This is a genomic window from Sphingomonas sp. TZW2008, from assembly GCF_002117915.1.
Lineage (GTDB): Bacteria > Pseudomonadota > Alphaproteobacteria > Sphingomonadales > Sphingomonadaceae > Sphingomonas.
Genome location: NZ_BDJB01000009.1, coordinates 108,744 through 122,677 on the forward strand (window position 1 = coordinate 108,744; position 13,934 = coordinate 122,677).

At 69.8% G+C, this 13,934-nt stretch carries 12 protein-coding genes; 6 read left to right on the forward strand and 6 right to left on the reverse strand.

The annotated features are described in order from the left end of the window. Nucleotides 1-2 precede the first annotated feature (2 nt). Entirely contained in the window at nt 3-986 is a 984-nt protein-coding gene (gene tilS, locus B7L05_RS12880) for a tRNA lysidine(34) synthetase TilS (protein ID WP_085810677.1), read from the forward strand. A gap of 75 nt (nt 987-1,061) precedes the next feature. Further along, nucleotides 1,062-3,032: an ATP-dependent zinc metalloprotease FtsH gene (ftsH, locus tag B7L05_RS12885; protein WP_085810678.1), complete on the forward strand. Its 1,971-nt coding sequence runs from the start codon at nt 1,062-1,064 to the stop codon at nt 3,030-3,032. Nucleotides 3,033-3,112: 80 nt separating this feature from the next. On the opposite strand, the gene B7L05_RS12890 is transcribed toward ftsH, so the two are convergent. The 4 genes from B7L05_RS12890 to B7L05_RS12905 form a co-directional block, all read right to left on the reverse strand. Beyond that, a complete protein-coding gene (locus B7L05_RS12890; protein WP_085810679.1) occupies nt 3,113-4,228 on the reverse strand; it encodes a DUF3667 domain-containing protein in 1,116 nt (371 codons plus the stop codon). Between the two features lie 115 nt (nt 4,229-4,343). After that, a complete protein-coding gene (locus B7L05_RS12895) occupies nt 4,344-5,591 on the reverse strand; it encodes a cytochrome P450 (RefSeq protein WP_085810744.1) in 1,248 nt (415 codons plus the stop codon). Nucleotides 5,592-5,646: 55 nt separating this feature from the next. Then, the gene (locus tag B7L05_RS12900) at nt 5,647-6,906 is read right to left on the reverse strand and encodes an ABC transporter permease (protein WP_144037269.1); all 1,260 of its coding nucleotides are present in this window, start codon (nt 6,904-6,906) and stop codon (nt 5,647-5,649) included. Next, nucleotides 6,903-7,832, reverse strand: a complete 930-nt coding sequence (locus tag B7L05_RS12905) for an ABC transporter ATP-binding protein (RefSeq protein ID WP_085810680.1) — start codon at nt 7,830-7,832, stop codon at nt 6,903-6,905. The genes B7L05_RS12900 and B7L05_RS12905 overlap by 4 nt, the downstream gene beginning before the upstream one ends. 87 nt (nt 7,833-7,919) lie before the next feature. Between B7L05_RS12905 and queG the strand changes: the two genes are divergently transcribed. Both queG and B7L05_RS12915 read left to right on the forward strand, forming a co-directional pair. Further along, nucleotides 7,920-8,963: a tRNA epoxyqueuosine(34) reductase QueG gene (gene queG, locus B7L05_RS12910; RefSeq protein WP_085810681.1), complete on the forward strand. Its 1,044-nt coding sequence runs from the start codon at nt 7,920-7,922 to the stop codon at nt 8,961-8,963. Between the two features lie 121 nt (nt 8,964-9,084). Further along, nucleotides 9,085-9,279: a hypothetical protein gene (locus B7L05_RS12915; protein WP_085810682.1), complete on the forward strand. Its 195-nt coding sequence runs from the start codon at nt 9,085-9,087 to the stop codon at nt 9,277-9,279. A gap of 10 nt (nt 9,280-9,289) precedes the next feature. On the opposite strand, the gene B7L05_RS12920 is transcribed toward B7L05_RS12915, so the two are convergent. Both B7L05_RS12920 and B7L05_RS12925 read right to left on the reverse strand, forming a co-directional pair. Then, entirely contained in the window at nt 9,290-9,655 is a 366-nt protein-coding gene (locus B7L05_RS12920) for a hypothetical protein (RefSeq protein WP_085810683.1), read from the reverse strand. Then, nucleotides 9,652-10,320 carry an EI24 domain-containing protein gene (locus tag B7L05_RS12925; protein WP_085810684.1) on the reverse strand — a complete coding sequence of 223 codons (669 nt, stop codon included), beginning with the start codon at nt 10,318-10,320 and terminating at the stop codon, nt 9,652-9,654. The genes B7L05_RS12920 and B7L05_RS12925 overlap by 4 nt, the downstream gene beginning before the upstream one ends. 134 nt (nt 10,321-10,454) lie before the next feature. Here B7L05_RS12925 and B7L05_RS12930 point away from each other — a divergent pair, with 134 nt between their 5' ends. Both B7L05_RS12930 and hrpB read left to right on the forward strand, forming a co-directional pair. Further along, nucleotides 10,455-11,447 (forward strand): adenosine kinase, encoded by a 993-nt coding sequence (locus tag B7L05_RS12930; protein WP_085810746.1) that lies wholly within the window; start codon nt 10,455-10,457, stop codon nt 11,445-11,447. A gap of 36 nt (nt 11,448-11,483) precedes the next feature. Beyond that, the gene (gene hrpB / locus B7L05_RS12935) at nt 11,484-13,931 is read left to right on the forward strand and encodes an ATP-dependent helicase HrpB (RefSeq protein WP_085810747.1); all 2,448 of its coding nucleotides are present in this window, start codon (nt 11,484-11,486) and stop codon (nt 13,929-13,931) included. Nucleotides 13,932-13,934 lie beyond the last annotated feature (3 nt).

Genomic DNA, 13,934 nt, shown 5'->3' on the forward strand with positions numbered 1-13,934 from the left:
GGGTGATCGACGCCGCTGACGTCGGGCGCTTCCGCGACGACGTCTTGGCGCTGATCGACACGCCGCCCGGTCCCGCCGCGCCGCTCGGCCTCGCGGTGTCGGGCGGCCCGGACAGCATGGCGCTGCTGCTGCTCGCGCACGCGGCGTTTCCGGGAGCCGTCGCGGCGGCGAGCGTCGACCATGGTCTGCGTGCCGCCAATGCCGACGAGGCGCGCATGGTCGCGCGTGAGGCGTCGGCGATCGGCGTGCCGCACGCGATTCTCGAGGTCGATGGCGGATTGTCGGGCGCGAGTCTGCAGGCGCGCGCACGCGCCGCGCGCTACGCCAGCCTCGCACGCTGGGCGGGGGCGGGCGGCGTTGTCGCAATCGCCACCGCGCATCATGCCGACGATCAGGCCGAGACCTTTCTGATGCGCGCGTCGCGCGGATCGGGCGTCACCGGTTTGTCGGCGATCCGCCCGCGCGCGGTGGTCGCGGGCGCGCGGCTCGTTCGGCCGCTGCTCGGCTGGCGACGCGCGGCGTTGCGCGCGATCGTGCGCCGCGCCGGCGCGGCATTTATTGACGATCCGTCGAACGCCGATCCGCGGCACGATCGCACGCGTTTCCGCCGGCTGCTCGACGAGAATGAGTGGCTCGATCCGCCCGCGCTTGCCCGAACGGCCGGCGCGATCGGTGAGGCGGAGCGCGATCTTGCCGCGCTCGCCGACCTGCTGTGGGCGGAGCGCGCGACGATCGGCCCGGCGAGCGTCGGCATCGACGTTGCCGGACTGCCGCGCGACACGCGCCGCCGCCACGTCCGCCGCGCGATCGCGCTAATCCGCGACGATGCCGAGATCAGCACCCCCGCCTTCGACGCCGCGGCCAATGTCGAGGCGCTGATCGACGCGCTGGATGGGGGGCACCGTGCGACGCAGGCGGGCGTGATCGGCAGCCCGCGCCACGGCCGCTGGCACTTCCGCGCAGCCCCGCCGCGTCGATCACTCTGACCGGCCCAATTCCGCGTCGCGTTCCATTGCCATTAACCTTGGGCAGCCTACATTGCGGCTGTTGAAAGGTAGCGCATGAACGAGAACGACAAGCAGTCCGGCGGCGACAATGGCGGCAACGGCCCCAACCCGTGGATGAAGAGCCTGCTCATCTGGGTGGGTATCCTGCTTTCGCTCGCCATCGTCGTGACGATGTTTGACGGGCGGACGGCCACGGCGAGCGGCAATTCGATCGCTTATTCGGCATTCCTCGACAAGGTCGACGAAGGCACCGTCAAGGACGTCGTGATCTCGCGCGATCAGATCAGCGGCACGCTGTCGAGCGGTGACAAGTTCCGCACCGATCCCGTCTCCGATCCGCAGCTCACCGATCGCCTGCGCAAGGCTGGCGTCGAGATCTCCGGCAAGCGCGAGGAAGGCCCGTCGATCTGGCAGTATATGCTCGTCCAGGCACTGCCCTTCCTGCTGTTCCTCGGCATCGCTTTCTTCGTCGTGCGCCAGATGCAGAAGGGCGGCGGCGCGGGCGGCGCGATGGGCTTCGGCAAGAGCCGCGCAAAGATGCTGACGCAGAAGGAAGGCAAGGTTACCTTCGCCGACGTTGCGGGCATCGACGAGGCGCGCGAGGAGCTCGAGGAGATTGTCGAGTTCCTAAAGGATCCGTCGAAGTTCGCACGCCTTGGCGGCAAGATCCCCAAGGGCGCGCTGCTCGTCGGTTCGCCCGGTACCGGCAAGACGCTGCTCGCCCGCGCGATCGCGGGTGAGGCGGGCGTGCCGTTCTTCACCATCTCGGGCTCGGACTTCGTCGAGATGTTCGTCGGCGTCGGCGCTAGCCGCGTGCGCGACATGTTCGAACAGGCCAAGAAGTCGGCGCCATGCATCGTCTTCATCGACGAGATCGACGCCGTCGGCCGCCATCGCGGTGCTGGGCTCGGCAACGGCAACGACGAGCGCGAGCAGACTCTCAACCAGCTGCTGGTCGAGATGGACGGCTTCGAGGCGAACGAGGGCATCATCATCATCGCGGCGACCAACCGCCCCGATGTGCTCGATCCCGCGCTGCTGCGACCGGGCCGCTTCGACCGCCAGGTGGTCGTGCCGCGTCCGGACATCGAGGGTCGGATCAAGATCCTAGAAGTGCACATGAAGAAGGTGCCGCTGGCGCCCGACGTCGATGCGCGCACCATCGCGCGCGGTACGCCGGGCTTCTCGGGTGCCGATCTTGCCAACCTCGTCAACGAGGCGGCGCTGATGGCGGCGCGCAAATCGAAGCGCCTCGTCGCGATGCAGGAGTTCGAGGAAGCCAAGGACAAGGTCATGATGGGCGCCGAGCGGCGTTCGATGGTGATGACCGACGACGAGAAGCGCATGACCGCCTATCACGAGGCGGGCCACGCGATCGTCGCGCTGCACGAGCCCGCGTCCGATCCGATCCACAAGGCGACGATCATTCCGCGCGGCCGCGCGCTCGGCATGGTGATGCGCCTGCCCGAGCGTGACAGCTACAGCTACCACCGCGACAAGATGTACGCGAACCTCGCGGTGGCGATGGGCGGCCGCGTCGCCGAGGAGATCATCTTCGGCTACGACAAGGTATCGTCAGGCGCGAGCGGCGACATCCAGTATGCGACCGGCCTTGCGCGCGACATGGTCACCAAATGGGGCATGTCGGACACCGTCGGCCCGGTCGACTATGCGCAGCCGGAGGGGGAGAGCTTCCTCGGCTACTCGTCCTCGCAGCCGACGCATATGTCGAACGAGACGGCGAAGCTGATCGATCACGAGATCAAGACGATCGTCGAAGGCGGGCTCACGCGCGCCAAGACGGTACTGACGCAGCACAACGATCAGCTTCATCTGCTCGCCGAGGCGCTGCTCGAATATGAGACGCTGTCGGGAGACGAGATCAAGAAGCTGATCGCTGGCGAGAACATCGGTCGGATCGATCAGGGGCCCAAGAAGTCCGCGGTCCCGTCGGTCGGCACCTCGATCCCCAAGACGCGGCGCCCGCAGGGGCCGTTCGGCACCCCGTCACCCGCCGGCGCGTGACGCGATGAACAGGAGGACGCGGCTGCCGAGAGGCGGCCGCGTTTTTCTTTGTGCGCTCTCCGTGCCACGCTAACGGGCGGTCAGGCCAGCCCGAAGTACAGCAGCAGCAGCGCGAAAGCGGGAACGATCGCGCTGACGATCAGCCCGACGAGAATCGTCGTGCGTACCAGCGCGCCGATGCGGCCGAGCCGGTACGCCCCCTTCATCTGGCGATAGATGTGGAACGGCGGCACGATCAGCGCCGCGACGATGACGATCCAGCTCGCGACGCCGATCGCGTTCAATAGCGCGAGGACGATCGTCAGCAGGGAGATGAATGTCAGCGAATAGGTGGTGAAGACGGCGTGATCGTAAACGCCGAAGCGACGGCTGAACGGGAACAGTAGCCACAGGAAGGGGATCGACAGCGGGATCAGCGCCCAGCTGTACTTGTACGCCGATGTCTTGAGCTTGTAGAGCAGCAGCTTCGGGTTCTCCTTGGCGTGGCGGAACTTGTCCTCCAGCCAATTGTCCTCGCTCGCCGGCGGCGCCCCGGCGACGTCGAACGTCGCTGGCACGGGCAGCAGCCGCTCCGCATCGGCGAGGTCGCTGCGCGCCTTCTCCGCCACCTTCAGCCGCCGTTCGAGCCGCGCGAGCCGATCGGTCTCGGGATCGGGCTTGCCGCGCTCCTTGGCGAGCGACTGCCGCAGCTCGCGTACCTCGCCCTCGGATCGCACGCGCTCTTCGGTCACCTTGGCGCGGGCTTCCGCCATCCCGCCGGTGATCCCCGATTTGAGGAAGTCGGCGTCGCCGAACGACCAGCCGGGCAGGTTGGCGACGATCGCGAACATCAGGAAGACGGTGAACAGGAACAGCGCCAGCGGCGACACGAAGCGCGCCCGCTCGCCGTCGACGTAGCGCCGCGTCAGCTCGCCCGGTCGCGTCACCAGCATCGGCAGCGTGTGCCACGCCTTGCCCTCGAAATGGAACACGCCGTGCGCGATGTCGTGCAAGATCGCGCCCGCGGTGCGATGCACGTGGGCCGCCTGACCGCAGGCGTGACAGTGCGATCCGATCAGCGTGGTGCCGCAATTGAGGCAGGCGTGATCCTCGGCATGATCGTGCGAGACGCCGCCGGCGGCTCCCGGCCGCTCGAGCGCGCGCGCGATCAGCCCGCCGGTCAACACGTCCGCGCCCGCTTCGATACCGTCCGTCATCCGCCAACCCCCTGCCGGACGCCCGGTTTAGCGCGTCGCGGCGGCAACGCAAAACGGCGGCGGGATTGAGCCCGCCGCCGCCGCTTCACGCCCGCACCGGTCGCCCGGCGCGCGATCAGTACTTGCTGAGCGTCACCGGTAACCGGCGATAGCCGTGGACGAAGCACGCTGATACGCGCTCGGGCGCGCCGGCCACGTTCACGCGCATCCGCCGCGCCGCCATCTCCTCGAGCAGGATACCGATCTGAAGCTCGGCGAGCCGCGCGCCGACGCAGCGGTGGATGCCGTGGCCAAAGGCGAGATGGCGGCGAGCGTTGGGGCGATCGATGACGAGATCGTCGGCATCCTCGCCGAACACGCTCTCGTCGCGGTTCCCCGAGATGTACCACAGCGCGAGCTTGTCGCCCGCCTTGATCTGCTGGCCCATCAGTTCTGTATCGGCGGTGGCCGTACGCCGCATGTGCGCGAGCGGGGTCTGCCAGCGAATGATCTCGCTCACCGCATTGGGGATCAGCGACGGATCGGCCTCGAGCTTGGCGCGCTGATCGGCATATTTGTCGAGGCCATAGGCGAGGCCCGACATCGTGTTGCGCGTCGTATCATTGCCGCCGACGATCAGCAGGATCAGGTTTCCGATGAACTCGCCGTCGTCCATCTCGCGCATCGCGTCCGAATGGATCATCATGCTGATGAGATCGGGCTGGCGCGGCTTGTTGACGCGCTCGTTCCACAGCCGGCGGAAATAGCTGCCGCACTCGTACATGTGCTGCAAGCGCTGCTGGCGCAGCTCAGGGTTCTTGATGATCTCGATATCACCCGCCCAGTCGGACCAGAAGGTCAGCTTGCGGCGATCCGCCCAGGGAAAGTCGAACAGGATCGCGAGCATCCCCGTCGTCAGCTCGATCGAGACGGTATCGACCCAGTCGAATTCCTCGCCCCACGGCAGCCGGTCGAGCACCTCGCCGGTGCGGCGGCGGATATCGTCCGCCATGCGCGTCATCTCGGACGGGGTGAAGGCGGGCGATACGGTGCGGCGCTGCGCGGTATGCACCGGGCGATCACGCGCGATGAACATCGGCATGCGCACCGCATTGGGATCGTCCACCTCGAAATTGGCGAGCGTGATCCCGCCCGTCTCCGACGAGTAGAGATCGGGCAGCGATTCGACCTCGACGATCGGCTTGTAGCTCGACACCGACCAATAGGGGCCGAACTCCGAATCGGGCACATAGTGGACGGGCGCCTCGGCGCGCAGCCGCGCAAACGGTTCGCGCCACGTATCGTCGCGGTACAGCTCTGCCCGGCTGACATCGAACGGATCGACCGTGGCCGTGTCCAACGCACTTTTCGCAAGCGTCGCCATCATCACTCTCCCGCGTCGTTATTGGTTGCGAGAGAAAACCTAACTGACAGGCTTGTCAATAGGTCTCGCGCGCAGCCGTCCGGGGTTTGCGACCGAACAGCCGCTTCCACGCGCCCGCCGGGCTGCCCGATTGCAGCACCCCGCGCCGGAACAGCCGCGCGCCGACGGCGATGAAGATCGCCACCCAGAGGATCTGCCAGCCGAGTGCGACGAGGTGCGGCCACAGCGCGGGCGAATTGGCGGCGCGGCCCGCCATCGCGAACGGCGAGGACAGCGGGAACACCTCCGCCGCGGTCGCGATCCACGTTCCGGGCTTCGATGCCGCCGCGGAGGCGAGCGCGAACATGCCGACCTGCAGGATCGTGATCGGCAGCGACAGCATCTGGATCTCGCGCATCGTCGAGGCCTGCGCGCCGATCCCGAGGAATACCGAACCGAGCAGTAGATAGGCGGTGGTGAAATAGGCTGCGAACAGCAAGGCGAACGCGCCGAAGCCGACCGCCGGGGTAAGCTCGGCGACGTTCGCCCCCGCCGGCAGCAGCGCGCCGACCTGGCTGACGACGATCCCCCAGAAGCCGACGAACAGCACCGCGACGCCGAACATGCCGAGCAGCTTGCCGAGGAACACGCTTTCCAGCGGCACCGCCGCCGCGAGCACCTCGATCACCTTGTTGTTGCGCTCCTCCGCCATCGTGCCGACGACCTGCCCCGACAGGAACAATGTCAGGAAGAAGATGCCGAACACCGCGAAGAACGCCGAGGCGTTGCGCCCGCCGAGCGACGGCGCGTCGCGCGTGGCGCGCGTCAGCGTCGGCCGGCTGAGCGGCTGCGCGCCGGTGCGGTCGAGGCGGATCGCCTGTTCGGCGAGCGCGGCGAGGTAATAGGCCGGGCGGCGACTGCGCCCGTAGAGGATCTGCGGCGCGGCGAGCGGCCCGCTGATCACCGCCGACACATCGATGCCGGGCGCGTTGAGCGCTGCGCGCGCCTGCGCCGCGATGTCACCCGCCGGCGCGCGTACGTCGAGCGCCGGCGGCCGCGCGTCGGCGCCGAACAGCGCGCGCAACTCCCGATCGGCAGCGACGATCGCCGCCGCCTCGGCCGGCGGCGCGATCACCACCAGCCGCTCCTTGTCGGCGGAGCCGGCGGAAACCGTCGCGGCGCCGAGCCCGCCGATCGCGCCGAACGAGCCCATGATGACCGGCGCGAACAGGAACAGGAGGAAGATCGGCGTGAACACCGTGGCGGTGAAATCGCGCCGCGCGATCGTCAGCGTCTGGCGCAGGCGGCGGCGCAGGTTGCCGGGGGCGGCGCTCACGCAGCCTGCTCCCGCACCGCGTCCGCGTCACCGGCAGCCTGGCCGACGATCCGGACGAACGCCTCGTGCAGCCCCGGCCGCTCGATCGACAGGCCGGAAATGCCGTAACCCGCATCGATCAGCCGCTTGAGCAACGCCTCGATCCCGTCCGCCGGCAGCACGAAGCGCCATCCGTCGCCGTCGGCGCGCGCGTCGGGCGGCAGCTGCGCGGCGATTCCTGCCGCGAGAAAATGCGGCACGTAATGCACCTGCTGCGGCAAGGTGCCGCGTGCCTCGTCGACCGTGCCCTCGAACCGCCGCTTCCCCCCGGCAATGATCGCCAGTCGGTCGCACAATCGCTGCGCGTGCGCCATGACGTGCGTCGAGAACAGGATCGTCGCGCCGCGATCGCGCTCGGCGAGGATCAGCGCCTCGAGCCGCTCCTGATTGACCGGGTCGAGCCCGGAGAAGGGCTCGTCGAGTACCAGGAGATCGGGCTGGTGAACGACCGAGCCGAGCAGCTGCACCAGTTGCGCCATGCCCTTCGACAGCTTGCGGATCTTCTGCTCGGTGGCGTGGCCGATCCCCGCCGCCTCGAGCAGGTCGCCGGCGCGCGCGCGGCCCTCGCGCCACGGCAGGCCACGCAGTGCGCCCATGAAGGCGATCGCCTCGCGTGCCTTCATCGCCGGATACAGCCCGCGCTCCTCGGGCAGATAGCCGACGCGGTCGCTCGCCTCACGCGGATGTGCTGCGCCGAACAGCGTCCGGCTGCCCGCGTCGGGCTCGATGATCCCCAGCAGCATGCGTAGCGTCGTCGTCTTGCCCGCGCCGTTGGGGCCTAACACGCCGTAGATCGCACCGCGCGGCACCTGAAGGTCGATCCCGTCGACGACGCGGCGCTCGCCGAAACGCTTCACCAGGCCGCTGGCGGTGATGGCATGATCCATGGAGCGGGAACGATCCTCGTGCAGCCGATCCCCCGCGCGGGGAAAGCGGACGTGCCATCGCACGCCCGGGCGTGGTAGCGGGGCGCGATGCCGCAAGACAACCTCGAAGCGCAGCTGAAGGCGAAGGCAATCGCGCTCGGCTTCGCCGCGTGCGGCATCGCGCTGGCCGATGCCGCGCCGCGCGCCGGCGAACGACTGCGCCAGTGGCTGGCGGACGGTTGCCACGGCGACATGATCTGGATGGAGGCGCGCGCACACCACCGCGAATCCCCGGCCGGGCTGTGGCCGGAGGCGCGCAGCGTGATCGCGCTGGGCATGAGCTACGCGCCCGCCGAGGATCCGCTGCGGCTGGCGGGGGAGGGCGGCATCGGCCGCATCTCCACCTACGCGCAGGGCGCAGACTATCACGACGTCGTGAAAAAGGCGCTGAAGGCGCTCGCCCGCTGGCTGGTCGATGCGGCGCCGTGCGATCTCAAGGTGTTCGTCGATACCGCCCCGGTGATGGAGAAGCCGCTGGCCGAGGCGGCGGGGCTCGGCTGGCAGGGCAAGCACACCAATCTCGTCAGCCGCAGCGACGGCAGCTGGCTGTTCCTCGGCGCGATCTACACCACGCTCGATCTCGCGCCCGACGCCCCCGGCCGGCCGAGCTGCGGATCGTGCGACGCGTGTCAGCGGGCGTGCCCGACCAACGCCTTTCCCGCGCCCTATCGGCTCGATGCGCGGCGCTGCATCTCGTATCTCACGATCGAACATGCCGGCCCGATCCCGCACGAGTTCCGCCGCGCGATCGGCAACCGCATCTACGGCTGCGACGATTGCCTCGCCGTCTGCCCGTGGAACAAGTTCGCGTCCGCATCGCGCGCGAACCAGGCCTACGCCGCGCGCGCCGAGCTCGCCGCGCCGCGCCTCGCCGATCTGCTGGCGCTCGACGATGCGGGGTTCCGCCAGGTGTTCGCCGGGTCGCCGATCAAGCGCATCGGGCGCGGGCGGATGATCCGCAACTGCCTGATCGCGGCGGGCAACAGCGGCGATCCCGATTTGCTGCCGCGCGTCGCAACGCTGCGCGACGACCCCGATCCCGTCGTCGCGGAGGCTGCCGACTGGGCGATGCACGCGCTCGCCGGGCACTGAGCCGATCGCGCGGCACTGGTCACCGACATGACGCGGTGCAGCAAAAAATCGTTACAGCAGGCCCAAACACGGAAACATCCGCCGGCCTATATCATCGTCTCACCAATAAGGAGTGCGACAGATGGACGAACCGAAGAGAAGAAACGTGGAGGAGATCAAGCAGAGGCTGCTGTCGTCCGTGTTCTTCATGGCCTTTGGCGCCGTCCTGCTCCTGTTCCTTGTCGCGACCGAGCATCCCAATTGGTTCCACATCAAACCAATGTCGACCGCGGCTTCGGCGATGACTTACGCCGCGGACAACAGCGACAAGTCATAGCAGCCGATCATTATCGCCCGCCGTCGCGTCGCGTCAGCGCGGCGACGCAGCTCGCACGGTCGATCGCGCTGCCGTCGGGCTGGCGGGCGTCGACATAGGTGACACGCGGCTCGCCCGATCCCTTCGGGTAGAGGTAGGTATCCAGGACGCAGATCCGGCTCTGGAACTGCAGCTTGCGCGCCGTTCCCTCGCGCACGTCGGCGTTGGGCTCGCCGAGCAGACGCGTCAGCGCGGCGGCATTCTGCCCGATGACGCGCTCGAGCCCGGCGCCGGTGAACGGCAGCGGCACGCGATCGGCGCGGTCGGGGGTGCCGCCGGGCACGGTGGCGCAGCCAGACAGGAGCGCGAGGGCGGCAAGGACGGCAGCAGGCTTCATGATGGGCTCCGGTGGAACAGGTGCGTCGCCATCGCCGCACCGATCACCGGCGCGAGGAAGTTGAGGAACGGCACCAGGAACAAGAGGGTGACGGCGAGGCCGAGCAGGAAGCGGCGCGCGGTGGTCGCGCGACGCCATCCGGGCAGCGCTTCGGGCGGCAGATGCCGCGCCGCGACCATGTCGCCGAGATCGCGGCCGAGCAGCCAGGCGTTGACGCCGAGGAACAGCGCCGCGGTGCCGACGCCGGTCGCGAGCAGGATCAGATAGAGCGGCGCGAGCAAGAGGTTGATCGCGACGAACCGCGCCGCCGAGCCGATCCCCATCCGCGCCGCGCGATGTAGCGGGATCTCGCGTGCCCGTGCCAAAGCGGCGGGATAGTGCCGCCGCTCGACCGCGGCGACGACCGTATCGGCGAACAGCCCGATGACTGCGATCGCCACCGCGCGGAACAACAGCCACAGCACGTGCAGCGTGACGACGAGCGCCCCCACCGAGGCGAGCGTGCCGCCCCAGCGCGATCCTGCGAGCCAGATGTCGAGCCCCCACCAAATTCCGGCGCCGAGCAGCGCGAAGATCGCGAGCGTCAGCGCCAGGCTCTTGGCGAGCACCGCCAGGATCGGCCGATCGCCGAGCTGGGCGAGGCTGCGGGCGAAGGCACCGAACATGGCGTCCGCGAATGCGCAAGGACGCGCGGTTGCGCAAGACGGGCGCGGCAATTACGGCGCGGCTATCCTTCACCTCGTTGCAGTCGCCCGTATGGGCCGGCCGCACGCCTCCTTTCGAACGGGACCCCGAAACCGTGACCCAGCCTGCCTATGATGTCGTCGCGATCGGCAATGCGATCGTCGACATCCTCTCCCCCGCAACTGATTCCTTCGTCGCCGACAACGGCATGACGAAGGGGGCGATGGCGCTCGTCTTCTCGCCCGAGGATGCCGACGCGCTCTACGCCAAGATGGGGCCGGGGCAGGAGGTGTCGGGCGGATCCGCGGCGAACACGATCGCCGGCATGGCCGCGCTCGGCGGCACGTGCGCCTTCATCGGTCAGGTCGCGGACGACCAGCTCGGCGAGGTGTTCGCGCACGACATTCGCGCTGCCGGCATCCGCTTCGATACCGAGGCGCGCGCGGGCAGCCCGACGACGGGTCGCTGCATGATCTTCGTGACGCCCGACGGGCAGCGTACGATGAACACCTTTCTCGGTGCGTCGCACTATCTGCCCGAGGCCGCGCTCGACCGCGCGCTGATCGCCGACGCGCAGTTCCTCTATCTCGAGGGTTATCTGTGGGATCCCGAGGAGCCGCGCGCCGCGATGCGCGCTGCGATCGACGTCGCGCGTGCCGCCGGTCGCAAGGTCGCCTTCACGCTGTCGGCCGAATTCGTCATCGATCGCCACCGCGACGCGTTCCACGAACTGATCGACGCCGGGCTGATCGACGTGCTGTTCGCCAACGAGGCGGAGATCGTGTCGCTGACGCAGGCCGCCGATACGGAAGCCGCGATCGCCGCGGTGAAGGACAAGGTGCCGCTCGTCGTGGTGACGCTGAGCGAGTCGGGCGCCTGCGCCGTCGCGGGCGATCGCCGCGTGCGCGTGCCCGCGGCGCCGGTCGATAAGGTGGTCGACACGACCGGGGCGGGCGATCTGTTCGCCGCGGGCTTCCTCCACGGCCAGGCGCGCGGCTGGGATCTCGAACGCTCGCTGAAGCTCGGTGCGCTGTGCGCAGCGGAAATCATCAGCCATTTCGGGGCGCGCCCGCTTGCCGACATGAAGGCGCTCGCCGCGCGGGTATGATCGCGGCGTCGGCGCATCGTGCGCGGGAGGCGGCGTCTGGCTGACGCGCTGCCGATCCACGCCGTCCTGCCCGATCTGCTCGCGACGCTGCGCGATCGATCGTCGGCGGTGCTTGTCGCGCCGCCGGGGGCAGGCAAGACCACTGCGGTCGCGCCGGCGCTGCTTGTCGAGCCGTGGTGCAGCGGCGAGATCCTGCTGCTGTCGCCGCGCCGGTTGGCGGCACGCGCCGCTGCCGAGCGGATGGCGGCGCTGGCGGGCGAACCCGTCGGGCAGACCTTCGGCTATGCGACACGGCTCGATACCAGGCGCTCCGCCGCGACGCGCGTGACCGTGGTGACCGAGGGAATCTTCACCGCGCGGGTTCAGCGCGATCCCGAACTCGCCGGCGTCTCCGCGGTGCTGTTCGACGAGGTGCATGAACGCAGCCTCGACGGTGATTTCGGGCTGGCGCTCGCGCTCGATGCGCAGGCCGGGCTGCGCGAGGACCTGCGTCTTGTCGCGATGTCCGCGACACTCGACGGCGCACGCTTCGCCGCGCTGATGGATGGCGCACCGGTCATCGAGAGCGCCGGGCGAAGCTGGCCGCTCACACTGCACCACGTCGGACGCACGCACGAGCGGATCGAGGACGCGGTCGCCGCGACGATCCGGCTCGCGCTACGCGAGGGGGAAGGAGGCATCCTCGCTTTCCTTCCCGGTGTAGCGGAGATCGAGCGGACAGCGGAGCGGCTGGAAAGCCTGGACGGCGTCGCGCTGCACCGGCTCCACGGCAGTCTCGATCCCGCCGCGCAGCGTGCCGCGATCCGCGCCGAGCCCGACGGGCGGCGCAAGGTCGTGCTCGCCACGTCGATCGCGGAGACCAGCCTGACGCTCGAGGGCATCCGCATCGTCGTCGATTCGGGGCTCGCGCGCCGCCCGCGCTACGATCGCGCCGCCGGCATGACGCGGTTGGTGACCGAGCGGGCGAGCCAGGCGGCGGCTACGCAGCGCGCTGGCCGTGCCGCGCGGCAAGGGCCGGGCGTCGCCTATCGCCTGTGGGAGGAGGCCGCCACCGCGGGCCTGCCGCGTTTCGACCCGCCCGAGATCCTCGAGGCCGATCTGTCCGCGCTGGTGCTCGCCGCCGCCATCTGGGGCGTCGCCGATCCGCGCGACCTGCGCTGGATCGATCCGCCACCCGCCGCCGCGGTCGCCGAGGCGCGCGCGCGGCTCCAGTCGCTCGACGCGCTCGACGAGGACGCGCGCCCAACGCCGCACGGCCGCGCGATCGCCACGCTGCCGATGCCGCCGCGGCTCGCGCACATGCTGTTGCGCGCCAGCGCGATCGGCCACGCTGGGGCAGCGGCGGAGGTCGCGGTGCTGCTCGGCGAGCGTGGGCTCGGCGGCAGCGACGTCGATCTCGACCTGCGCCGGCGCCGCTGGCGGGGGGATCGCTCGCTCAAGGCGCAGGCGGCGCGCAAGCTTGCCGAGCGATGGGCGCGCGCCGTGCCCGACGCCGCCGGCGTGACCGCGCACGACAGCCCGGTTGCGCTCGCCGTCGCACTCGCCTTCCCCGATCGCATCGCGAGGCGGCGCGACGCGTCGGGCGAAACCTGGGCGTCGGTCGGCGGGCGCGGCTTCCGGCTCGATCCCACCGCCTCGCTCGCCCGCGAAGAATGGATCGCGGTCGCCGAGACGCAGGGCATGGCCGCCGGCGCGCGCATTCTGTCCGCTGCGGCAATCGATCTTGCGACGATCGAGGCGTTGCTCGGCGACCGGATCGAGACCCGGCGCAGCGTCGACTTCGATTCCGCCACCGGCGCAGTTCGCCCGATTCGTGAGCGGCGGCTCGGTGCGCTGCGGCTGTCGAGCGGCCCCGACAGTGACGCCGCCCCCGCCGCGATCGAGGCCGCGCTGGTCGAGGGTGTTCGCACTCATGGCGTCGGCCTGCTCGCATGGAGCGATGCGGCGACCGCGCTGCGCCAGCGCGCCGCCTTCGCCGGCGTGCCGCTCGACGACGAAACGCTGCTCGCGCGACTCGACGATTGGCTGCCTGCGCTCGTCGCCGGGCGCCGCCGCCTCGACGCCGTCTCGCCCGGCGCGCTCCACGATGCGCTGCGCGGGCTGCTGACGTGGGACGAGCTGCAGCGGATCGACCGGATCGCCCCGCCGCATTTCACCAGCCCCGCGGGCAGCACCCACGCGATCGATTACGCCGCGGAGGGCGGCCCGCGCGTCGAGCTGCGCGTCCAGGCGCTGTTCGGGCTCGCCGATCATCCCGTCGTCGGCGCGGACCGCGTGCCGCTGGTGCTGTCGCTCACTTCGCCCGCCGGCCGCCCGATCCAGACGACGCGCGATCTGCCGGGCTTCTGGGCGGGCAGCTGGGCGGCGGTGGCAAAGGAGATGCGCGGCCGTTATCCCCGCCATCCCTGGCCGGACGATCCCGCCGCCGCCGCCGCGACGCTGCGCACGAAAAATGCCGATGCAAGATCGCGCGGCATCCGGTAAGGC